We start from the raw sequence: 21,897 nt of genomic DNA on the forward strand, positions 1-21,897 counted from the left end.
AATAGGGAGTACTGCGAATTCGGATTGTTTGTTTTTATAGATATATATACAAGTTTGTAAACCCTTTTATATAGCAGTGCGTAGCAAAAATAATTCATGAGTCAGGCACACATGATGTTTATGGAAGTTTGGCTTTCAAAAAAGCAAATGAAAGGAGTTTTATAATGGCTAAGAAACCGCAACTAACCACGTCGGCAGGCGCCCCTGTAGTAAGTAATGAAACGACTAAAACGGCCGGAGAGCGCGGCCCAGCCCTCTTACAAGATTATCAACTTATTGAGAAGCTTGCACACCAAAACCGCGAACGCATTCCAGAGCGCGTAGTACACGCAAAAGGCTGGGGTGCACAAGGTACGTTTACGGTCACTCACGACATTACCAAATACACATGCGCAGATCTATTCTCAGAAGTGGGTAAACAAACCGAAGTCTTAAGTCGCTGGTCTACGGTAGCTGGGGAGTCTGGTGCAGCGGATACTGAGCGTGATGTGCGTGGCTTTAGCTTGAAGTTTTACACCCAGCAAGGCAACTGGGATATGGTAGGCAATAATACCCCTATCTTCTTTATTCGCGACGGCTACAAATTTCCTGACTTTATTCGTACGCAAAAACGCCACCCGAAAACTAACCTGCGCTCACCAGAAGCCATGTTCGATTTTTGGGCTGCACAGCCAGAAAGCGTGCACCAAGTGACTATTTTAATGTCGGATCGCGGTATTCCGGTGTCTCCCATGCACATGAACGGCTATGGAAGCCATACATTCAGTATGTGGAATAAGGAAGGCAAGCGTCATTGGGTGAAGTTCCATTTTAAAACGCAGCAAGGCATTAAAAACTATACCAATGAAACGTCTGAAAAAATCATTGGCAACACCCGAGAAAAGTACCAAGAAGAGCTGTATAACGCCATTGAAGAAGGCAACTTTCCAAAATGGACCATGTATATTCAAGCTATGCCAGAAGAAGAGGCAGGTCAACAAAACTACAATCCATTTGACCTGACAAAAGTCTGGCCGCACGATGACTATCCGCTTATTGAAGTTGGCGAACTGGAAATGAATAAAAATCCAGAAAACTACTTTCAAATGATTGAGAATGCAGCCTTTAGCCCGTCAAATGTTGTTCCTGGTATTGGCTTTAGCCCTGACAAAATGCTTCAAGCGCGTATATTTTCTTATGCTGACGCCCACCGCTACCGATTAGGCACTCACTATGAAGCGCTTCCAGCCAATGCACCCAAAAATAGTAAGGTAAACCACTACCACAAAGACGGCGCAATGCGCTTCTTTACTAATGACTTTGGTAACCCTGACGCTTACTACGAGCCGAATCAGTACGAGGGGCCGGTAGCTGACTTTTCAATAAAAGAGCCACCGCTTCGCATTGATGGAGATGCCGACAGATATCATCAGGATGAAGCAGATGTGGATTACGTGCAGCCGCGAAAACTGTATGAGATGTTTTCTGATGAACAAAAAGAACGGCTATATAAAAACTACGCGGCTGCTATGGGCCCATGCTCAGACAGCGTTAAAGCGCGATGGTACGCCGTGCTGGAAAAGGTACATCCAGACTACGCCGCTGGTGTTAAAAATGCTGTAGAAAGCCTAGATACTGATGTAAACACTGTGCCAATTACAGAAAATACACCTATTGAAGACAGCTAATTGCGAAAAGCCCTCTGATAATTATAGGGTCAGGGGGCATGCTTTTGCAGGGCAAAACCATGCAAAAACATAATAAAATCCAAATATTAAACTTTAGGTCAAATGTCATGTTCTTAATTTGCTAATCGCTGATTTGTGACTTAACTTAAACTCACACAGTTGTGAGTTTTAATTACTATGTCGCTATTCAAAAAAACAAATTCGAGTGCAAAAACCCCTGCCCTTGCTCCATGGAAGATTGCCATCATTGACGATGAAAGTGGCATTCATGATGTCACCAAACTAACACTTCGGAAATTCAAATTTGAAGGACGTGGGGTTGAGTTTTTACATGCTTACAGCGGTAAGGAAGGGCTGGCTTTATTTAAAGAACACAATGACATTGCTCTGGCTTTTGTCGACGTGGTTATGGAGAACGACGAAGCAGGGTTAACCTTAATAAACGACATTAGAAACGAGCTTAACAATCACACATCTCGCCTAATTTTACGCACTGGGCAACCGGGCCAAGCCCCTGAAGAAGAAGTTATACGCCGCTACGACATCAACGACTACAAGGCGAAAACCGAGCTTTCGTCAATGAAGCTAAAATCATGCGTCTACACGGCAATCCGCTCTTACAGAGATATCCAGACTATTGAGAAAAGCAAGCGAGGAATGGAAGATGTATTAAAGTCTTCATCATCTGTACTGGCAAGCCAGTCACTTGTGCAATTCGGAAGCGCAGTGTTGAAGCAGATCCTCACTTTATTGAATTTAAACAACTCGGTGCTGTACCTTTCCACACAACACACCGATTTGTATGGCGACACAACCATGACAGTGCTTGGGGCAAGCGGAGATTTAATAGGTCTATGCGAGCCGGGTATTTCGTCAAAAATACCCGAAGCTATTGAGACCGAAGTAAAGCAAGTGTTGGAAAACAAAACGCACTTTCAATCTGACGAGCTTTTTATTGGCTATTACCCAACGGGAAAAAACAGCCACAACATTCTTTACGTAAAACTCGAGTCTCCCCTTGATAAAGTTCAATGTAAAACGTTGGAGATGTTTGCGTCTAACGTAGCCGTAATATTTGAAAACTTAACGCACAAAGAAGACATTCAGCAAACCCAAAAAGAATTGATAATGGTGTTAAGCGATGCCATTGAAATGAGAAGCAAGGAAACCGGTGGTCACGTACGACGCGTAATTCTCCTGTCAGAGTTTCTTGCTGAAAAGCTACATTTAAGCCAAGAGTTCATCGAAACCATACGCTATGCTGCCGCGCTTCACGATGTTGGTAAAATCAGTATTCCTGAATCAATTCTTCATAAGCCCGGCAAACTAGACGCTGAAGAGTGGGAAATTATGAAAACTCACGCTCAAAAGGGCTATGAATTGCTTGCTGGGTCGGATAAAACTGTTGCTAAAATGGGCGCTATTATTGCAAAAACGCACCACGAACGATGGGACGGAAACGGCTACCCTGACGGCCTAGCAGGCGATGACATTCCGCTTGAAGGACGCATTATGGCAATAGTAGATGTGGTTGACGCACTGCTGTCTACACGCTGCTACAAGCCAGCATGGAGCGCCGAACAAGTCATAGACTACTTAAAAGAAAACGCCGGTACACAATTCGACCCCGTAATCACTCACGTTTTAATTGAACACTTTGATAAAGTGTTAGAAATTCGTGCGCTAGAGCCGGATGAAGAATAATGAAAGAAAATCTAGAGAACATTCTTCTGCATGTAAGCCAAAGCCCTGATATTGATAAAGGGGAATTGGAAACAGCAACTCGCCTTATCATCAATTCAGTAAGTGAAGGATTGGCAATTACGCGCGCAGGCATTTGGCTTTATGATGAAGCGCATACCCTGGTTCAATGTAAGCTGTTAATTGATAAGGGAAACGATTTAGACAATGAAAGCCTTATTTTAACCAGAAAAGACTTTCCCCACTATTTTAAAGCATTAGATAGCGGCAGAACGATAGCCGCACATGACGCCATTACCGACCCAGCCACCTTCGAGTTTGCTGAAGTCTATTTAACCCCATTAGGCATTTCTTCAATGCTTGACGTTCCTATCAGGCACCGGGGAGAAATGATTGGTATCATATGCTGTGAACACCAGGGGCCGCAGCGGGTGTGGGATGCCGATGAAATAGTATTTGCAGCGTCGCTGGCTGATTTATACGGAAGAGCGGTAAGTGCAAACGAACGATCAGATTATGAAGCGCGATTGTTGGAAGCTAACCAAACGTTAGAAGAAAAAGTAAAAGCGCGAACTGAAGAGCTTGAAAACGCACAAGAAAAACTTGTCGAATCTGAAAAGATGGCAGCGCTTGGCAATTTAGTGGCAGGTATCGCTCACGAAGTGAATACACCATTAGGCATAGCGCTCACCTCAGTCAGTAATTGTAAAGAAGAACTTAAGCACATTTATCGAGACTTCGAAGAAGGAGAGCTTACGGAAGAAAGCTTTAAAGAATTCGAAGAAGTTTGCAGCGAAGGCCTACAACTTGCCGAATCAAGTTTAATGAGGGCCGCAAACTTGATCCAAGATTTTAAACGCACATCTGCAGACCAAACCTCTTTGGAAATAGAAGACATCGCGCTTGACGAGTACATACCGCGCATTTGTAATCCTTTAAAGCCGATGTTGAAGAAGGAAAACATTGCAATAGATATTGTCGTTTCCTCATCAGTTGTGCTGACTACGTGCCCTGGTGTAATAGCACAGCTACTTACCAATTTAATCTCTAACGCACAGCGACATGCGTTTAGTAAAATTGACGACACTCGACAAAACAAAGTAAAAATTGAGTGTCGTGAATTTGAAGGCGAGGTTATTATCAGTGTTTCAGATAACGGAAAAGGTATCCCACGAGCACTACACAAAAAGGTTTTCGAGCCATTTTTCACTACTGCGCGAGATAAAGGCGGTACGGGTTTGGGCTTAAACATTCTTTACAACCTTGTTAAGCAAAAGCTCAACGGCGACATTATGCTTGAATCTGAAGAAAATAAAGGCACTACAATAACCGTTGCAATTCCGTTGCACTGATGTGCACAACAAGTGAAATATAAAGCCACAAAACCGAAGTCGAGCGCATTTTATTGCTACGTTCGCTAGGCAATACTCAGCAAAGTAACTGCATGAGTTCAAACAATAAAAATATAATTCAATTAAAAAGAACAGGAATGTTATGGGTGTTTTAGATAAACGCATTTTCGACAAATTAGCGTTTGCTGACGTTGTCTCACTACCTTCAAGCTATCATGTATTCGATTTGTCATCAGGGCCAATGGTTATGCCTGAAGACCAGCAATATGCTGTAGGCAAATACAACGAACTTCGCCGTGATATATATAGCGCCGACCAATATAAAAATACTGACGACCCAGAGTCTGTCCGAAATATTCACATCGGCGTTGATATATTCGGACCGCGAGACACTCCCATTCACAGCTTTTATGACGGAGTAGTTTTTTCAAGAAAATATAACCACCTAGAGCTTGATTATGGTTATACGCTTATCATTGAATACGACATAGAAGGCCATAAGCTTTACGCTCTCTACGGTCATTTGAGCAAAGCGTCATTCGACAACAATCCACCCGGAAAAATTGTTTCAAAGGGCGAAGAGTTTGCCTGGATGGGCGGCGTTAACGAAAATGGTGGGTGGACTCCTCACCTTCACCTTCAGCTTTGCACAGAAAAGCCTAATGAATGCGATATGCCTGGGGTTGTTAGCCAAAAAGATATCGCTACAATGCTTGAGGTGTATCCAGACCCAAGGTTGGTTTTAGGTAATCTTTACTAGAGCGCGCAGGCCCTCAGCGTAACGATCCCGTGTGTATAGAAACGCCCTATGACTGGATCATAGTATCGTGCCTGCATATAAATTAGTACAAACTACGATCTTGAAGGTGTCATCATTCAAGTTGTCTGTGATAATTTCCGCCCTTGTCGTCTTTCAATTAAAAAATACTGATGCTGAACCGAATCTGGTGTAATACTGCACCACCTAATGTCTATTGGAGTAAATGTCATGCCTCGTCAAAGTATTACTCTGACTGAAAAAAACGATGCGTGGCTCAAGAGCCATGTTGACGATACGCGAGAATATGCAAACAAAAGTGAACTCGTGAATGATTTGATTCGCAGGGCCAGACGCGCTGAGGAAATAAATCAAAAGCTCGTCAGTGCAGAGAGAAGTGGGTTCATTGAACAATCGCCCGAAGATATGCTGAAAGAATTCAAGGCTGAGTTAAAAAGATAAATGGAAAGCTACAAGCTATCGCTCAATGCCAAGGAGGATCTCAGGCGTATTTATACATATGGATTTATAGAATTTGGCGAACTCCAAGCAGATAAGTATTTCGAAGGTTTTTTTCAGGCATTTGAAAAAATTGCAAGTAATCCATCCGCATATCGATCAGTTGATCATATTCGAGAGGGATATAGACGCTGCGCTTATGGCTCAGACAGTATTTACTATCGATACAGTGGTATTGAAGCTGAGATAATGGAAATTCTGGGTGGGCAAGACATCGTTGACTGGCTCTAAATCAAGCCAACTAACAAAAGCTAGCCTTTGAATAGCGGCTAATCGTTTCGTGGCGTTCTTCTTTAAGTAACCCTTTAATTTTTTTTTACGTAAAGCCTCAACTTGTTATTTCAGACTTAGGTACTGCGCTTTAAATTATGCCTGAGTATAAAGCGTCTACTCATTAACGACCATTGGCCTCGTTTTTTTGCAAACGTTCTCCCCCATTAGTCAACAAAGCCCAGCTTGATGGTGGGCTATATTTAAATGATATATAACGCTAAAAACAAACCACTTGGGCTGACATTCTCTCTTCATATCCAGTAAACGTAAATTTATACTTCGAGGCCGCTACACCAAACAAACCTGAGTTAGCGCTGACATTGAGAAACTCTCTAAGTTGCGCCATGGAAGCGAGCTCTATATTAAAAGACGCCGTAAACTCTGCCTTCAACCCATTGCTACCGTTACTATTGCCAGGTAGAGTAAAGTCGGTCACCGTTTTGAAATTTTCTTCGTTACTGTCCCATGCAAGAATAAACTTTGGCGCATCATTTTCATCAAGTACAAATGTGAAACCGCCTTAGTTTCTACCGCTTTGTGAACTCCCAAATGCCCCCATTAGCTCTGTAAGCTGAGCCCTAATATCTAGCGCACTCTCCGCATTATCTAAAGTGGCAGACCAGTCGCGACCATTATTTCTGTTGGCTCTACCACGTTGAGCGGTACCATTTAGCATCGTCAACGTTGACGTATACCCTGAATTTGCATAGGCAGAGGTCATCATCTCAACAATGCGAGATTTAACCTCACTAGCTGAGTTACACCCACCGTTACACCGAAGGGTAACGTTATTATGTTTATATTTTTTTATTCCATCGCCCGCTTGAATAATGTCTGTTTTAAATTTCAGAACGTCGCCAGATCGACTTTGAGCTTCAGTTTCAATGGTTTTATATGTAAACCCATACGGTGTACAGAAGTCGTAATCTTCGTCATTAAAATTCTCAAAACATCGGTCAATAATATTTAGAACAGTGTCAAATTCCTCTCCAAAACCCGAACCAAGTGCATGTGCGGGTTTTGCTAACATTAGTAAGCCTATAATAATCATTGCGATGTGCTTCATTTTATTCCCTTTAAATTGAAACGTTGCTTTTTTAACAGTACAAAAACTTCACAAACGAATATATCAAAAAAAACTATAAACAAGATAACGTGGTACTGAGCCATAGGCTGTTTCTCAAACCTATGCACATGCTAAAGAATATGGGTTCTATTTCTTTTATCATCTACGCTAACGCGACCGGTTTGAATGGACATAAACATGTGCTCAAACACTTTCCCCATCTGTCCATCATCTCCCGCTAAAAAGTACGAATGTCCTTTGGGATAATCATATCGATTATTCACATCATCACAGTCAATTGCATAAACATTTGATTGAGTTTTATGCATATCTTCTGGCCCAGAATGCCCCAAACGCCTAGACGCTATTTTGTTCTTTAAATTCGATGCTTTACTCGCCCGCAGTGCTAAGTCATCGCTTGCGTGGTAAATTGATACGTTACGCGATGACTGAGAAATTAAACGGCCCGCGCCCCCCTGCTCCATTGTTTCATTAACAACGTCCGCAGCCATCATTATGCTATTTCTAAAAAGCAGCGGTACGCCATTTGCTAAATCATATCGGTTCCATAGCGCCAGCGTTTCACGAAAAACACGATTACCCATGCTATGCGCAAGCACGTTAATTCGTTTAATACAGGGGCTGTCAGAGGCTTCTTGGTCGCGCCATCTCATGAAAAATTGTAGTGCACGCGAAAACGCAAAGGCGCTCATATCGGCAGATTTTTGATCGTCCCAATAGTCCTTTACTATGCCCGGGTCGTCATCGCACGGCCAAATAATAGGGACGACAAGCACGCATTTATCTTCTTTTTGATCAAAATACCTTTGCAGTTCTTGTGCACAGGGAAATATGTCGGGCTCTGGCAAATTGGAAAAACCGTGGATGTAAAAAAGAAGCTGTTTATAGTTACAATCTTTAAGCCTTCCTAGCCACTGTTTATGGCCGAGCTCTACGTAATTTGCATCGCCTATCCGCTCACAACAATAGATAGAGTTTGCAGGTGCATTTTTACGTAAGTCGAAGGTGAATTTGCGGTTTTTTTTAAATCGGATAGAGCCTAAAGGTTCGCGGTTGGTAAGAAATAACATGCCATGTTTTCCAATTTGCTATTGAGTTTAAGGAATACCTCAATGCACAACATTCCCTGATAATTTGGCCATTATGCGACCAAATCATCAACGAATGCAAAAGAAAACGCGACTCGCACTTAGCTTGAGGTGCTAATTGCTTGCTTGAACGTGAAGCACACCGACTTCCACTTTAACAACCTCAACCGTGGTTCCCTTTGCCAAGGTTGAAGCAGATTTAATGGTCCACATAACGCCAGAAAACTTTGCTTCGCCAGGCATACCCGGCGCCACATCTGTTTCCAAATCAAACTGTGTTCCAATCCAATCAGACTTCACCTCCTTTGGTGCTCTATCTCGCTGTAAAAGCTTCAGTGGTCGCCACAACACTAAAGTAAGTACGGCGTCAATCACGGCTATGGCAATGAACGCGTCTAATACCGCCTCTTCAAGCACACCAATATAGATAAGGCCAGACGTCAGTAACATCGACAGCCCTAACGTAAGTAAAAGAATGGTGGTAAAGCCCATTAATACTTCAATTATGAGCAGTACCAAACCGATACCCAAAAGGAAATGAGGTAGGTTGGTAAACATATTGTCCATAATTACGCCTTCTTACCAATTGAATTAGCGATAGTCATCGCTTGCGCAACCACGTTGCCAATTTCTGTGCCGCTGTCAGGCAGTAAAACCACAGATGACTCTTTTGCTATCTTCTCTTTTGCTTGAATAGCGCCTTTAGCCAATTCTAGCTGCACCGCTTTTTGCCCTTCATCTGTGGCGGCCGCTTTACCCACGGTTTCAATGGCTTCGGCCTCAGCTTTAGCCACGCGAATAATGGCCTGCGCTTCACCATCAGCTTTCAAAATTTGCTCTTCTCTATCAGCTTCAGCCGCAAGAACGATGGCTTGTTTGTCACCTTCAGCGCGGTTAATGGCAGCCTGACGATCACCTTCTGACTCAAGAATTTGCGCACGTTTTAGACGCTCTGCTTTCATCTGTTGTTCCATGGCGTCTAGTACAGAGTTTGGCGGATTAATATCTTTTAGCTCATAACGCAGTACCTGAACCCCCCACGGCGCAGCTGCTTCGTTCAAGGCTGAAACAATGTTTGTATTTAGCAAATCACGTTCTTCAAAGGTTTTATCCAGCTCCATTTTACCTAGCTCAGAACGCATGGTGGTTTGCGCTAATTGCGTAACCGCAAACACATAATCTTCTACGCCATAGGTCGCTTTGTAAGGGTCAACCACTTTAAAATACAACACACCGTCAACGCTTAACGTAATATTGTCTTTTGTAATAGCAGATTGCTCTGGAACATCACCCGCTTGTTCTTTCAGTGAACGGTCGGCTGCCACAGTATCGATAAATGGCACAATAAAATTAAGCCCCGCTTCTAAGGTTGTATTGTATTTTCCAAAGCGTTCGATAATGAATGCACGATTTTGAGGAACAAATTTTATCGACGACTTCAGGCCGATAACAATAAGAACCAATAAAATGATCTGATACGAGAAGATATAGCCAAATAACGTTTCTAATTCCATTTAGGTGCTCCTAAGCTGTTAATAAATAACCCAAGTTAGGTTATATCACATAAAAACTTTGCGGTAGTGTATTTAAATGTTAAAAAACGTTACTGCCGTAACAAACCTATTGCACGCTATTGCAGCAATACACGTAATATTGCAGCTAACACGCCATCGCTTGTACTCAGCCTCATGGTTTATTGTTTTTGAATGTTAGGCGCAATGTTTGAATGTCGTTTATACGACAGACGCAGTTGCGTGCAGTGGGCATGCTTTTCACTTTAGTAACAGCGAGAACCCACACTCATGCTCATTAATCAATGGCGCGAAAACGGCCAATTCTTGACGATAGATGGACAGCAAATTTTTTATAGAAGTGAAGGTGAAGGGCCTGTGCTTCTCTTCATTCATGGCTACCCTACAGCAAGTTTCGACTGGGTAAAAATCTGGCCGGCACTAACATCTCAATATCGCTGTGTAACCCTTGATATGCTCGGGTTTGGGTTTAGCAGTAAAGCGCCAAAAAAATATCTGATAAAAGAACAAGCAAGCGTAATAAACTCACTATTAAAGCACCTTCATATTTCACGCGCGCACATTTTATCGCACGACTATGGCGACACTGTCGCGCAGGAACTGTTAGCGCAGCACAATGAAAATACACTGTCGTTTACCATTGAATCGCTTCATTTATTAAATGGTGGCCTTTTTCCTGAAACACACTTGGCACTGCCTATTCAAAAGCTGTTACTTTCTCCGTTGGGTGGTTTATTAATACGTTTTCTTAATAAAAATGCTATCAGTAAGAGCATGCACAGCATATTTGGCCCCAATAGGCCCCCTACTGCACAAGAAATTGATGATTTTTGGTCATTGATCAGCGAAAACAACGGAAATCGATATATGCATTTGTTGCTGGATTACATGAAGCAGCGCAAAAAATATAGAGAAAGATGGGTAGGCGCACTTCAAAACACAACCGTACCAATTCGATTAACAGCGGGCATGGCCGACCCCATTTCTGGTGCGCATATGGTGGCGCGCTATAAGGCGCTAATTGCCAATGCTGACGTCATTGAACTCAACGATATCGGCCATTATCCGCAAATTGAAGATGCTCAGGCGGTGTTGGGCTCGGTACATACATTTTTCAAAGCACATTAACTAGGTAAAAAACCTTTCGTATGGTATTACGCTTAATAGACAGGTACTCGCTAACAAAACGCATGAAGACCCCTTCAATCGAGCCTACCAAGCGTATTATTCCTGCCGCTAGCTTAAAGCACCTTGATATTGGTTTTGTAACGCCCGCGCTAAACTGGTGGATGCTTTATTTGACCAACTAGTCGCGCTCCCTGTGACCATTGGTATCGTCAGTATCGATGATTTTGACGATGCTGCGTATTCTCAAACAAAAAGAATCACAGGGGCTGAATGCAACTAATGGAACACCGTTGTGTAAGCAGCTGAGAAAAGTCTTTTTTTGTAAAGCCAGCCAGATAGATCGCGCCGAAATTCAGACGCGTCCCATCATCAGTAATCTCACAAATGAAGCGCTCATCCTCATTATTCCCTTTTTCAAAGGAAATACATCTGGCCCTAATGTTGCCGCTTCTCTTATCTCCAATCACAACGACCGCATAAGGGTCTATCGGCACAATAGGTGTAGACATCCTAATTAATACGGCTATTGAGCCTTCTGGCTCTGTTTCTTCAAGAGAAAATAAGATGCTTCAAGCTCACTAGATTCCTCGTGGTAGTAATTTGCGCACACTTGCTGCCATATACGGACAATATATTCATCTGGACTTCGACTACCGTCGGAAAAAATTTAGCCGAGCCACTATGAGTAAAAGACGGAATAGCCGTTTGCGCGAAGCTGTAGTGATGCCCTCTTGGCTCGTCGGAGATAAGAAGGTCCTCTAGAAATTCATTCTTCAGCAACCTTAGTGTGCTGCTCTTTGCTTTGATTGTTTGATTTACTGAAGAGCTTTTTTACCATTCCATTATCTTTCCCTTATTCCAACTTGATAACAACAAAGGTACCTTGCGTAATTGAAAGCCAACAATTCATACTCGTTTGATGCACTCAACTTGGTTTACTTACTGTGCAAGCGAAAAGCGATTATTGAAACCACAGATTGGTAACGCCCAGTAAAGTAATCACTTGTGAGGAAAAGCGCGAAACTGCATTGCCAAAGCCAGTAAACTACAGTAAGAAATGGTCATCAATCAATCTGCTACCTACGATAGCCATCTTCTTTTTCTGAGTTGTGCCAAAAGCTGCCGTTCAATTATTTGTGATTAAACGGCAGAGGGGTATGTGAAGCAGCCCTACAATTAAAAGCAGTTAAATTCCTGCAATTCGCTTTAAGCAGCCTACAAGAATACAACCCCTGTAGGCGAGATACTCAGATTAGACCTGAGCTTGTAAAAAATTAGGTGTTCTTCTCAGCCCAACCCGTTTTCCCAAAAATTAGCCTCTTAGGTCGTCTGCTGAATCAAAGCTGCAGCATGTTTAATGGCTTTTCGAATTCTATGATAGGTACCACAGCGGCAGATATTGTCGCTCATAGCTTCATCAATGTCACGATCGTTGGGATTGGGATTAGACTCCAATAGTTTGACGGCGGTTAAAATTTGTCCCGCCTGACAAAACCCACACTGAGCGACATCTTCGTTAATCCATGCTTCTTGCACCGGATGCAGAATGTCATCGACCGCAAGCCCTTCAATAGTGGTTAGCGATGCACCCTCCACTTCTTCCATCGGAACAATGCATGGGCGAACTAGCTCACCGTCTTTAAAGATAGTGCAAGCGCCACACACGCCAACACCGCAACCATATTTTGGGCCAGTAATACCAAGTCGATCACGCAAGAGATACAGAAGCTCGTCATCGTTTTCAGCGTCGATAGAAACCGGGTTATTGTTAACATTAAATGTAATTTGTGGCATGAATTAACCCTCTGGATAGAAATCACGAAGTGGAAAACGACGTGGTGCAATACCCGTCGCCCTGGCAAATGCGTTGGCTATCGCCGCTGCCGCCGCAGGCACTACTAACTCGCCTGCACCTCCCGGTGTTTCTCCGTTAGGCGGCATAAAATGCACTTCAATCTTTGGTGGCGTGTTGCGCATTCGAGCAATTTCAAAATCGCCGTAACTGCTCTCGCGTATTGCGCCATTGTCGAGGTGTAAACTGGTGCGAATCATGTAGGTAATGGCATCGGTTGCCGCACCGATAACTTGCGCCTCAAGGCCGGTTGGATTCAATACTCGGTTCACATCCAGCGCAACAACAATCTTAGTGACTTTACATTCTTTCTCCGGATTTTTGAACGTTTGTAATTCAACAAGCACTGCGGCTCGAGACTTATACTCTTTATGTAACCCGAGGCCCTGGGCACGTCCTCTTTTCATTCTCCTTCCCCACTTGCCCTCTCGAGAAACTTTCCGCAGAACAGCTTTGGAGCGCTCATCATCAAGCATTTCTAATCTGAACTGGCATTCGTCTTTGTTCATTGCGCGTGCCAATTCGTCAACAACTATCTCGTTTGCGACGGCAGCTGTGCCGGAGTAGATGCCGCGCCAAGAGGAGGTTGGCACAACGAATTTTTTTTCATTTAGTAGCAAGGAAGTTACACCAAACTTATATTGCACTAGTTGCGTTGAGTGCCAGACTGTCTGGCTGAAAGCAGCGGGAGCTAATTCTCCTCCCAATGCAGTAATACCCTCGCCAAAGCCATGTTCGAGATCCAATTCAGCGGTCGCAGCGCGATGGTCAAACGACAACACTTTTTTGCTAAATAAAAAACCCCTAGTGTAAGTCGCTTTTACGTTATGCAAGCTGAGCGGTCGTGCGCGGCCAAACTTTGTGTCGTCCTGTCGAGTAAACATAAGTTTGATGGGGCGATTTACAATTTGTGAAATACGCGCGCCTTCAACTGCTGCATCAAAAAATAAGCGACGGCCAAATGAGCCGCCGCTCTGAATTACATTCACCTCAACGTCAGTAGGTAAGACTCCAAGTTCACGCGCAATTTTGGCTTGTGCTGCAAGTGGCGTCTTGGCGCCAGTCCATACCCTGATCTTTGAGCCGGTTGCATCGGCAACTGCTGTCATGGTTTCCATAGGGGCATGCGCCAGATAAGGAAAAATGAACTCGCCGCCAACCGAATCGGTAGCCAGAGGAATTTTAGGTAAGGTTGGCAGGTTTATCGCACGTAACTGCTCAATGACCTCGGCGTCAGATAGATGTTCGGCAGCACCCTCACTCCATGTAATATTAAGTGCATCACGCGCCCGAAATGCTTCGCCAAAGGACCGCGCAACAACGGCCACGCCAGAGGAATTTGCATCAACATCCAACGGAACTTCTTTGATGGCAAGGACACCGGGCAGGCCTATTGCCTCAGAATCGTCATACGTGATCACGCAACCACCTAAGCTGGGTGGCCTAGCGACCACAGTGGGCATCGCGTCTGGTATGTCGAGATCCATCGCGAAATCTAATTTGCCGGTAACAATATCGCGCGCGTCAGCGCGCTTTTGCGGCGTACCGATAATTTTGTATTGTGACGGATCTTTAGGCTTTGCCAGTCGAGCTGCATCGTTGCGTCCCTCAACACCTGCGGTGAGCTCAGAGTAAGCAATGCGGCTGCCATCGTTACCAATTGCAAAGCCATTTTCTGTACTAATTTCGTTCACAGAAATCCCGAAATGCACTGCGGCTGACAATTTTATCTTATGTAACAGCGCTGCCGCGACCTTGCGCAACGGGTCCCAAAGAGAGGTTACCGCGTGAGAGCCTCCTGTAATTTGACCAGTCGCTCGTCTGATCTCTGCCGGAGATAAAGTCGCATCAATTGAGGACATTTCGACGTCTAGCTCTTCAGCAAGAATCATCATTGCTGCAGTTAATATACCTTGCCCTACTTCCATTCTTGGAAGCTCAAAACGGACACGGTTATCACTCGTTATCTTAATTAAATAATCATAGTAGAAAGGGTCACCGGAGATAAGCAACAGATCTGTTAAATCTAATTCATCTGCAAGTTCCGGTATTCCTAACAACCGGGCGTTGGCATCCTGAGGACGTATAGCGCCGCTAGTTATATGTAACGCAACAGCAAAACTCGACCCTTTAAGCATGTAACCAATAAACTTTCTTCGTCCGGTGTTTTCCAACTCGACAATGTGTTCGTCATTACTACCTGATTGGTCATGTTTCTGTGAGGAGGTAATCGTCTCTATTTGTTCTGCATGGTTGCTTTTTGTCATAAATTCTCCGTTTCAGGTCAAGACCTTCAATCGTTAACTTAAGCTTAAGAAAAGTCGTTTATTTAACGTAGAAATTTGCAGCTTGCTACATAAATGTTAATGAGATGCTAACACTTCGTACGCTTTATTAAACATTAATAATAAATAATGCTAAATAGGGGGGTACCCCTATTGTAATAGCGACTTTACTCACTGCGAACGCGACTTTCTTGCTCAAAAGGGCAGAAGCTCACCACGGCCCGTGCTGGCTAATGGATAACTATCTGCTAGGGCATTGCTGGCTGCCATCAACGTGCCATCGCTGATTAAGGACGGAGCATAAGAAACATTAACGCTATAGGCCAGCCATAATGGCACCTGCATTAGAGTGTGATATGTTTTCTTGATAGATGTTTTGACGAAAATATAAGATGATTTGTGGTCAAGATGAGTAAGTGAACTGAGCTCTAATACTGAAACTCGAAATGAGATTTGAATCGACACCAATAATGTAGACACTTCTCAGCCGTTTTTGATATCGCTTTTCACACGCTACTGGTGAAAGCAGATCATTGGAACCATGTTTTCGCTTATTGTTATAAAACATCTCGATGTAATCAAAAATATCGGTTCTAGCGTCATCCCTTGCGGAATAGATTTTTTGCTTTACTCGCTCCCGTTTCAGCAATTGGAAGAAGCTTTCCGCCACCGCATTGTCATGGCAGTTGCCGCGTCTGCTCATGCTGCCTTCAAGACCATTTACTTCAAGAAAGTGTTGCCAATCATGGCTTGTGTATTGACTGCCTTGGTCTGAATGAACTGTAACCATTTTCTTAGGATTGCGCCGCCATACAGCCATTAAAATGGCATCTAACACGATTTCCTTCATATTACGTTATTGCATCGACCAACCGATAACTTTGCGTGAGAGCAAATCGACAACCACAGCCAAGTAAAGCCTGCCCTCATGAGTACGGATATGGGTGATGTCGGTTACCCATGATTCATCTGGCGACTCAGGATTAAATTGACGGTGTAATCGACTAGGCACTATCATCTTAATATCGCTGTATAACCCTTGATATGCTCGGGTTTGGGTTTAGCAGTAAAGCGCTAATTGCCAATGCTGACGTCATTGAACTCAACGATATTGGCCATTATCCGCAAATTGAAGAAGCTCAGGCGTTGTTGGGCTCGGTACAAACATTTTTAAAAGCACATTAACTAGGTAAAAAACCTTTCGCTGCGTTGAGCATCTGCACTAAGATGGTGTTACGCTAAATAGACAGGTACTCGCCAACGAAACGTATGAAGAATCCCTCAATCAAGCCTACCAAGCGTATTATTCCTGCCGCTAGCTTTAAGCACCTTGATATTGGTTTTGTAACGCCAGCACGTTGTTTACAAAAGTTTGTGCAATCTATTTGGGTTATCGACACCACAAAAGTACCGTTACCTGCTACACAACGAGAGAAATTCTACCCTGATGCGGGTACAAGTTTAACCTTCTTTATTAACGGTACCCAATGTGAAGCAAAGTGGTTTTATCACACTCAAACCTGCACTGTGCCCTGGGAATTGTACGGCCGACAAATTAGCATAAGATTCTGGCCGGGCGTGTCGAAACGGTTATTTGACGTAAAATTTAGCAATAGTAAGAATCAGCTTATCGATATCGCATTATTGATGACCAAACACCTCAACAGTTATCAACGATTACAAGCCAAGCTCATTGATAAAAGTCTCGACGAGCAGCTAATTGCTATACAACATTGGTTGAGCATCATTGCAAAAGAAAGTGATCAGGGCGCACATAAATGGGGCAGCCTACTACATCAATCGACTAGCTTATTGGTCCCTCCACAACGCCTTGCTGACCAATTTGGTATCGGTCGAAGAACACTGGAACGCCAATGTCGAAGCCACTTTGGCTTTTCACCAAACAAACTGTACCAATATGCACAACTACATCAAGCGAGGAAATTATTATCAACGAATACAGAAAGCTTAAGCCAGATAGCTTTAGCCTGTAACTACTATGATCAAGCGCATTTTACACATGCTTTTAGTAGCTTAGCGTTAGAAACTCCTCACCAATATAGAAAACGCAAGTTGTCGCAAATTTACAATTAAATCACACATAGGGCGCTTATATTTCTCCTATTACTTAAGGAGATAGCAATGAGCAACCGTATTACACAACATGAATTCTATTCTGAGTACCCTCACATTCTTGAACATTTAACCGAACTTGTGAACACCAATGACACAAGCATATTAAGTCATCGGCTAATTCACTTGGTGAGACTGCGCGCCTCGCAAATTAATCAGTGTGGGTTTTGTCAAAAGATGCATGCCGACGAAGCAAGGGGTTCTGGTGAAGCACAAACCAAACTAGACGTACTTTCGGCTTGGAAAGAAGTGGACTGTTTCAGTTATGAAGAAAAAACCGCGCTGGCCTGGACCGAAGCCCTGACGCTTATTCATAGGTCCGGGATCACTACCGAACTTTACAATCGCGTAGAAGATGTATTCGGTAGACGAGAAATGGTAGCGTTAACAACGATTATTCTTCAAATTAATAGCTGGAACCGTATCTCCGTAGCGCTTCGCTTTCAACCTGCCGTAGATTAAAGCGTTTACGGTTTAACACGACCGACCTTTTGCGCGCTTAAACCGCGCGCTCTTGGTTCATTACTCTTAAGAAGCACTATAGTTTCTTAGTTGAAAAAAGACAGTTTGCATTTACTGCTGTTAATTGGGTTAATGAAGAAGAATTGGACAATATGTTAAATCACGTGGCTAGGATGCGAAATGAAACAGAATGAAAAGCGCAAGTACAAACTACAAAAATGTAACCGAACTTGGGCCTCGCTAAATAAAATAGAGGGTGAAGCTGATGTTAGGTATTGCAACTTATGTTGTAAAACCGTGCATTGGTGCGACACAGAAGAACAAGTTGCCAACGCTGCCGAGAAAACATGGTGCATTGCGGCAGAAAATAGATTGGTATTCTCGACACCACCCGAAGCCAACCTAATTAAATCTGCCGAGCACTTTCTTGGTAGTGTTGGTACTTCGTACAGGGTAGAAGCATCTGACGGGGAACCCAATGGCAAAGGCTTCTTAAGCATTGACGAATTGTAATTAGGGCACAAAGCGACCGCATTTCAGTCACAATAAAAGTGGACCTTTTTGTGGACCTGCTGATTTGCTATGGATAAGAGTTGAATTGCCGTACAGGCTAGAAGTCAAGCGGGGTAAGGAATTGGTCGGTGTGAGAGGATTTGAACCTCCGACCCCTGACACCCCATGACAGTGCGTGAAATGCGAAATCAAACGTATAAAAATCAATGACTTAAAAAATAAATGTGCCCCTTTATGTGCCCCATAGAGTGCCCCCAAAGTTATGTAAATTCATACAAAAAAGTTTTATTTCACTCTTCAGGCGGCGGATCTAGACTCTCTCCCTGTTCGTCACCCACACCGAGCAAGGGGAGATATTTATTACCCAAGCTCATCCCCATATTCTCTACCTCTTTTGCAACTCGCTCAATCTCACTATCTAATTCGCCAAGACCAACAGTTCCAGTCGCGGATTGTTGACGATAAAACGAAACTTTCAACTCAGCGGCTGACGCTTTGACCTGAGCAATCATTATTTCAGCTTGTGCTTTCTGAATCTGGTTCTGTCGTTCCAACTCACCTCGAGAGTCTCTCATCTCTTGACGTTGCATAGCGAGTTCTTCTCTCTGAAGTTGAAGCTCTTTCCTTTGCATCATTATCGTGTAAATAAGTCCAGCAAAAGCTAACCCACTGAAGAGCGCATTGACTGCCCCGAATGAATCTCCGACCTGAGCTCTCGTCGCGAGATTCTCTACACTCAGAGGATATAAGTACCCGTTAAACAACCACATGGCTAAGACGATAAAAACAGCACCTATAAACCACCAAATACTTGTACCTTTTATCTCTCTTTCGGTTTTCTTCGGTTCGCTCACGCTCTCTCCTTGTAAATGCTGAGACTAAGTTTCACTGAAGGTAAAAGAAATTCACCAGGAGAACAACACTAATTAACATCAAGCACGCGAAACTGAATGGTCTCACCTAATAAGCAACTGAGTGTTTCTCTCGGCAAGTTGTCTAAAATTCATAAAGTTAGGGGTGTTGACGACTCTCTTTCCGTCTATTTAGGATGTCTCCCGACACGATAAAACAGGAGACGTAAAACGATGGAATTCAACACAAACAACAACCACTTATTCAATAACCTCGTACTCGACTCTCAAGCTGTCATTAGAGCGTCGATGGACTCTCAGTCATCACCATTAGATTAGATTACATCACTGACCTTCCTCCCGAACTCCAAGACATGCTCATGGATTATCTTTTAGAGGACGAACGGTTTGATGCGAGAGGAGTCTGTCCGGAAGACTTCCCCGACTTACTCTTCGCCGCTCGTCCTGGGGATGTCTACAACATCAAACTGAAAGATATTCTCTACTATCACTGGGAACCCACTGGCAACATAAGGAGCATCAAAGCGTTGATCGCTGAAGGATGTCCCTTTGTGCTTCTCTCGCCTAACCTTGTTTACCTGAGGAACCGAAGATAAGCGTCGTGTTTGCAGGAGATCGCCAAAACGCTGAAACCCACGGCTAACGCGGTCTCCAGAATTGTCGCCTCACTTAGAAGAGAGAACACCGTACCGACTGCTCATAGTTGAGGCCAAATTCTTGGAGATCGCCGAAACGCTGAAACCCACGTCTGACGCGGTCTCCAGAATTGTCCCTCTACATAGAAGAAAGAACACACGGAAATGAATCCCTAAGACTATCGAAAAGGGCTAAATCTCAGAGATCGCCGAAACGCTGAAACCCAGGCGGGACGCGGTCTACAGAATTGTCGCGTCACTTAGAAGAAAGAATACACGGAAATGAATACTAAAGACTATCGAAAAGATCAATCCTTGAAATCATCGATATTTGCAATATTACCTGAGAGTTTTTTCAAGAGGTGTCTTCGATTTGGGTGAGGAATTTCATTCCAATAGAGAAGTTTGATTCCAGCTTTCGAGTAGTCTCCGGAGATATCTTTACGCTTTAACAAGTCATTTTCGCTCTTGACGACGATATGAACTTTTTCGAGACGCTTGACCTCTGAGACGAACTCTTCGACATTTTCGCCTTGTTCTATGTGTTTGGAAATTAGCTGAGTAAGCGTTGTTTGTATTCGATGAGGGTGCTCTAATACTAGCCCGACCGTTTGTCCATGCGCAACCGCTGCCTCACTTACATATCCAGAGAAGTACCTAACGTCCTTGCTAAGTTCACGAGCGAACCAATGAGTGTAACCAGTGCGGGCTCCACGAGCATTCAGAAGTCCGACTCTAACAGTCTGCATGATTATTTCATAAACAAACTCAAGTTTCTCTTCGATAGTCGCGAGTTTAAGTTCAGTCTTGCTCATAAGATTCACCCTAAAAAACAGATCTTAGTTTAACTAATGATATCTGATACTGCATCACAAACCCACGGCTAGCGCTGTCTCCAGAATTGTCCCCCCACTTAGAAGAAAGAACACCGTATCGACGGCTCAAAGTTGAGGGCAAAAACACGGAGATCGCCGAAACGCTGAAACCCACGTCTGAAGCGGTCTCCAGAATTGTCCCCTCACTTAGAAGAAAGAACATCGCATCGATTGTTAAAAGTTAAGGACAGAATCGAGAAGATCTCAGAAACGCTGAAGCCCAGCTCTGACGGGGTCTCCGGAATTGTCCCTGCACTTAGAAGAAAGAACACTCGAGTTTTTCGAAGAAAACACAGGCAGGTCGTCATGCTTGTAGCCTTCGAGAGTAAAGCCCTGACGTAAGACCTTGCCCTTAACCTCACAAGGCTGTCAGGCAGCCTCTTTTCATTCTCATCGATTCACTCATCAGAATATTTTTTTGCGAATTTACATAACGATTCACCATCAACGATACAGGAGTAAACACCATGTCACACATAGCAACCCGAAATGAATACGGTACTTCAAGACGCCGTTTCGCCTTCAGCGCAGACAGAACGACGGAAAGTCGAATTTTGGACGCACAGAAACGCCTCTCCGAAATCACCGGAGTTCAACCGAGTGTCTCAGCGGCAATCGCTTACCTCGTTAAACAAGGTCACGAAGCAACATCGCGAAAGAACTCTATTTAAAAACATCTCAAAGGAATATACCAATGACACCAAATGAAGCAACGGAGTTACCTCCAGCAATAAACAAAGCCCTGTCCAATGCAGCGGCTCCTACTCGCACCTATACACTGAAAGTTCACAAGAATGTTTCTGAACTTTTCGAGATACTCAAGGATGACCTCGAGTCTGTCACAAAGACCTCGCTCTCACGCTCAAACGTGCTTAAACACCTAGTTCTTTTCTGGTTCGATATGGTCAATGAACATTCCAGCGACAGAGAATGTCTTGCCTACTACATGAATAGAATCATGGAGAAAAATCGACGCGCTGTCATGGCGAAAGACTACAAGCATTTTAATCCTGAAAGTTCAGCCGTTAAGACTCACTCCCAAACAACTCCCCAGGTAAACGACTAATCACTGTAAATCCAACGCTCATGGCGCTGGTCTTCTCGACCAATTAGGGCAACGACATGAGTGCAACCTCCGCCCTTTATCATCAATACAAGGAAACAAC

Annotated in this window: 21 protein-coding genes and 1 pseudogene; 13 read left to right on the top strand and 9 right to left on the bottom strand. The window is 43.7% G+C overall.

Translation table 11 applies throughout. From position 1 onward, the window contains the following. Nucleotides 1-164 precede the first annotated feature (164 nt). The 6 genes from BK026_RS06625 to BK026_RS06650 all read left to right on the top strand — a co-directional run bounded on the left by BK026_RS06625 (nucleotide 165) and on the right by BK026_RS06650 (nucleotide 6,227). The gene (locus BK026_RS06625; protein WP_071815139.1) at nucleotides 165-1,667 is read left to right on the top strand and encodes a catalase; all 1,503 of its coding nucleotides are present in this window, start codon (nucleotides 165-167) and stop codon (nucleotides 1,665-1,667) included. Between the two features lie 177 nt (nucleotides 1,668-1,844). Beyond that, the gene (locus BK026_RS06630; protein WP_071815140.1) at nucleotides 1,845-3,371 is read left to right on the top strand and encodes a DUF3369 domain-containing protein; all 1,527 of its coding nucleotides are present in this window, start codon (nucleotides 1,845-1,847) and stop codon (nucleotides 3,369-3,371) included. Continuing rightward, entirely contained in the window at nucleotides 3,371-4,720 is a 1,350-nt protein-coding gene (locus tag BK026_RS06635; protein ID WP_071815141.1) for a sensor histidine kinase, read from the top strand. The genes BK026_RS06630 and BK026_RS06635 overlap by 1 nt, the downstream gene beginning before the upstream one ends. A gap of 142 nt (nucleotides 4,721-4,862) precedes the next feature. After that, nucleotides 4,863-5,480, top strand: a complete 618-nt coding sequence (locus BK026_RS06640) for a peptidoglycan DD-metalloendopeptidase family protein (protein ID WP_071815142.1) — start codon at nucleotides 4,863-4,865, stop codon at nucleotides 5,478-5,480. Between the two features lie 207 nt (nucleotides 5,481-5,687). Further along, nucleotides 5,688-5,939 carry a type II toxin-antitoxin system ParD family antitoxin gene (locus BK026_RS06645; RefSeq protein WP_371264962.1) on the top strand — a complete coding sequence of 84 codons (252 nt, stop codon included), beginning with the start codon at nucleotides 5,688-5,690 and terminating at the stop codon, nucleotides 5,937-5,939. Then, on the top strand, nucleotides 5,940-6,227 hold the full coding sequence (locus tag BK026_RS06650; RefSeq protein ID WP_071815143.1) for a type II toxin-antitoxin system RelE/ParE family toxin: 288 nt from the start codon (nucleotides 5,940-5,942) through the stop codon (nucleotides 6,225-6,227). Nucleotides 6,228-6,789: 562 nt separating this feature from the next. On the opposite strand, the gene BK026_RS06665 is transcribed toward BK026_RS06650, so the two are convergent. The 4 genes from BK026_RS06665 to BK026_RS06680 form a co-directional block, all read right to left on the bottom strand. Next, the gene (locus BK026_RS06665) at nucleotides 6,790-7,335 is read right to left on the bottom strand and encodes a hypothetical protein (RefSeq protein WP_071815145.1); all 546 of its coding nucleotides are present in this window, start codon (nucleotides 7,333-7,335) and stop codon (nucleotides 6,790-6,792) included. Nucleotides 7,336-7,466: 131 nt separating this feature from the next. Further along, on the bottom strand, nucleotides 7,467-8,426 hold the full coding sequence (locus BK026_RS06670; RefSeq protein ID WP_071815146.1) for an alpha/beta hydrolase: 960 nt from the start codon (nucleotides 8,424-8,426) through the stop codon (nucleotides 7,467-7,469). A 132-nt stretch (nucleotides 8,427-8,558) separates the two neighbouring features. Next, entirely contained in the window at nucleotides 8,559-9,011 is a 453-nt protein-coding gene (locus BK026_RS06675; RefSeq protein ID WP_071815147.1) for an NfeD family protein, read from the bottom strand. A gap of 2 nt (nucleotides 9,012-9,013) precedes the next feature. Beyond that, nucleotides 9,014-9,958 carry an SPFH domain-containing protein gene (locus BK026_RS06680; RefSeq protein ID WP_071815148.1) on the bottom strand — a complete coding sequence of 315 codons (945 nt, stop codon included), beginning with the start codon at nucleotides 9,956-9,958 and terminating at the stop codon, nucleotides 9,014-9,016. Nucleotides 9,959-10,246: 288 nt separating this feature from the next. Between BK026_RS06680 and BK026_RS06685 the strand changes: the two genes are divergently transcribed. Further along, nucleotides 10,247-11,104, top strand: coding sequence for an alpha/beta fold hydrolase (locus tag BK026_RS06685; RefSeq protein ID WP_071815149.1), 858 nt, complete (start codon nucleotides 10,247-10,249; stop codon nucleotides 11,102-11,104). A gap of 1,320 nt (nucleotides 11,105-12,424) precedes the next feature. On the opposite strand, the gene BK026_RS06695 is transcribed toward BK026_RS06685, so the two are convergent. The 3 genes and pseudogenes from BK026_RS06695 to BK026_RS06705 form a co-directional block, all read right to left on the bottom strand. Beyond that, entirely contained in the window at nucleotides 12,425-12,898 is a 474-nt protein-coding gene (locus BK026_RS06695) for a (2Fe-2S)-binding protein (RefSeq protein ID WP_039218518.1), read from the bottom strand. Between the two features lie 3 nt (nucleotides 12,899-12,901). Continuing rightward, nucleotides 12,902-15,223 (bottom strand): molybdopterin cofactor-binding domain-containing protein, encoded by a 2,322-nt coding sequence (locus BK026_RS06700; protein ID WP_071815151.1) that lies wholly within the window; start codon nucleotides 15,221-15,223, stop codon nucleotides 12,902-12,904. A 493-nt stretch (nucleotides 15,224-15,716) separates the two neighbouring features. Then, nucleotides 15,717-16,250 (bottom strand): annotated as a pseudogene (locus BK026_RS06705) (IS3 family transposase); the annotation flags it as partial. Nucleotides 16,251-16,285: 35 nt separating this feature from the next. On the opposite strand from BK026_RS06705, the gene BK026_RS19635 reads away from it, so the two are divergent. The 4 genes from BK026_RS19635 to BK026_RS06720 all read left to right on the top strand — a co-directional run bounded on the left by BK026_RS19635 (nucleotide 16,286) and on the right by BK026_RS06720 (nucleotide 18,349). Beyond that, complete coding sequence (locus BK026_RS19635; protein ID WP_177247886.1) at nucleotides 16,286-16,426, top strand: hypothetical protein; 141 nt, start codon at nucleotides 16,286-16,288, stop codon at nucleotides 16,424-16,426. An 84-nt stretch (nucleotides 16,427-16,510) separates the two neighbouring features. After that, entirely contained in the window at nucleotides 16,511-17,335 is an 825-nt protein-coding gene (locus tag BK026_RS06710; RefSeq protein WP_071815152.1) for a helix-turn-helix domain-containing protein, read from the top strand. Nucleotides 17,336-17,383: 48 nt separating this feature from the next. Then, nucleotides 17,384-17,836 (top strand): carboxymuconolactone decarboxylase family protein, encoded by a 453-nt coding sequence (locus tag BK026_RS06715; RefSeq protein WP_071815153.1) that lies wholly within the window; start codon nucleotides 17,384-17,386, stop codon nucleotides 17,834-17,836. 180 nt (nucleotides 17,837-18,016) lie between these two features. Further along, nucleotides 18,017-18,349: a hypothetical protein gene (locus BK026_RS06720; RefSeq protein WP_071815154.1), complete on the top strand. Its 333-nt coding sequence runs from the start codon at nucleotides 18,017-18,019 to the stop codon at nucleotides 18,347-18,349. Nucleotides 18,350-18,639: 290 nt separating this feature from the next. Here BK026_RS06720 and BK026_RS06725 read toward each other — a convergent pair whose 3' ends face one another. Next, nucleotides 18,640-19,203, bottom strand: a complete 564-nt coding sequence (locus BK026_RS06725) for a hypothetical protein (protein ID WP_071815155.1) — start codon at nucleotides 19,201-19,203, stop codon at nucleotides 18,640-18,642. A 961-nt stretch (nucleotides 19,204-20,164) separates the two neighbouring features. Continuing rightward, the gene (locus tag BK026_RS06735; protein WP_071815157.1) at nucleotides 20,165-20,671 is read right to left on the bottom strand and encodes a hypothetical protein; all 507 of its coding nucleotides are present in this window, start codon (nucleotides 20,669-20,671) and stop codon (nucleotides 20,165-20,167) included. A gap of 527 nt (nucleotides 20,672-21,198) precedes the next feature. On the opposite strand from BK026_RS06735, the gene BK026_RS19485 reads away from it, so the two are divergent. Both BK026_RS19485 and BK026_RS06740 read left to right on the top strand, forming a co-directional pair. Then, on the top strand, nucleotides 21,199-21,402 hold the full coding sequence (locus BK026_RS19485) for a hypothetical protein (protein ID WP_143142092.1): 204 nt from the start codon (nucleotides 21,199-21,201) through the stop codon (nucleotides 21,400-21,402). Between the two features lie 23 nt (nucleotides 21,403-21,425). Continuing rightward, on the top strand, nucleotides 21,426-21,797 hold the full coding sequence (locus tag BK026_RS06740; protein ID WP_071815158.1) for a hypothetical protein: 372 nt from the start codon (nucleotides 21,426-21,428) through the stop codon (nucleotides 21,795-21,797). Nucleotides 21,798-21,897: the final 100 nt, after the last annotated feature.

It is taken from the genome of Alteromonas sp. V450 (assembly GCF_001885075.1).
GTDB lineage: Bacteria > Pseudomonadota > Gammaproteobacteria > Enterobacterales > Alteromonadaceae > Alteromonas.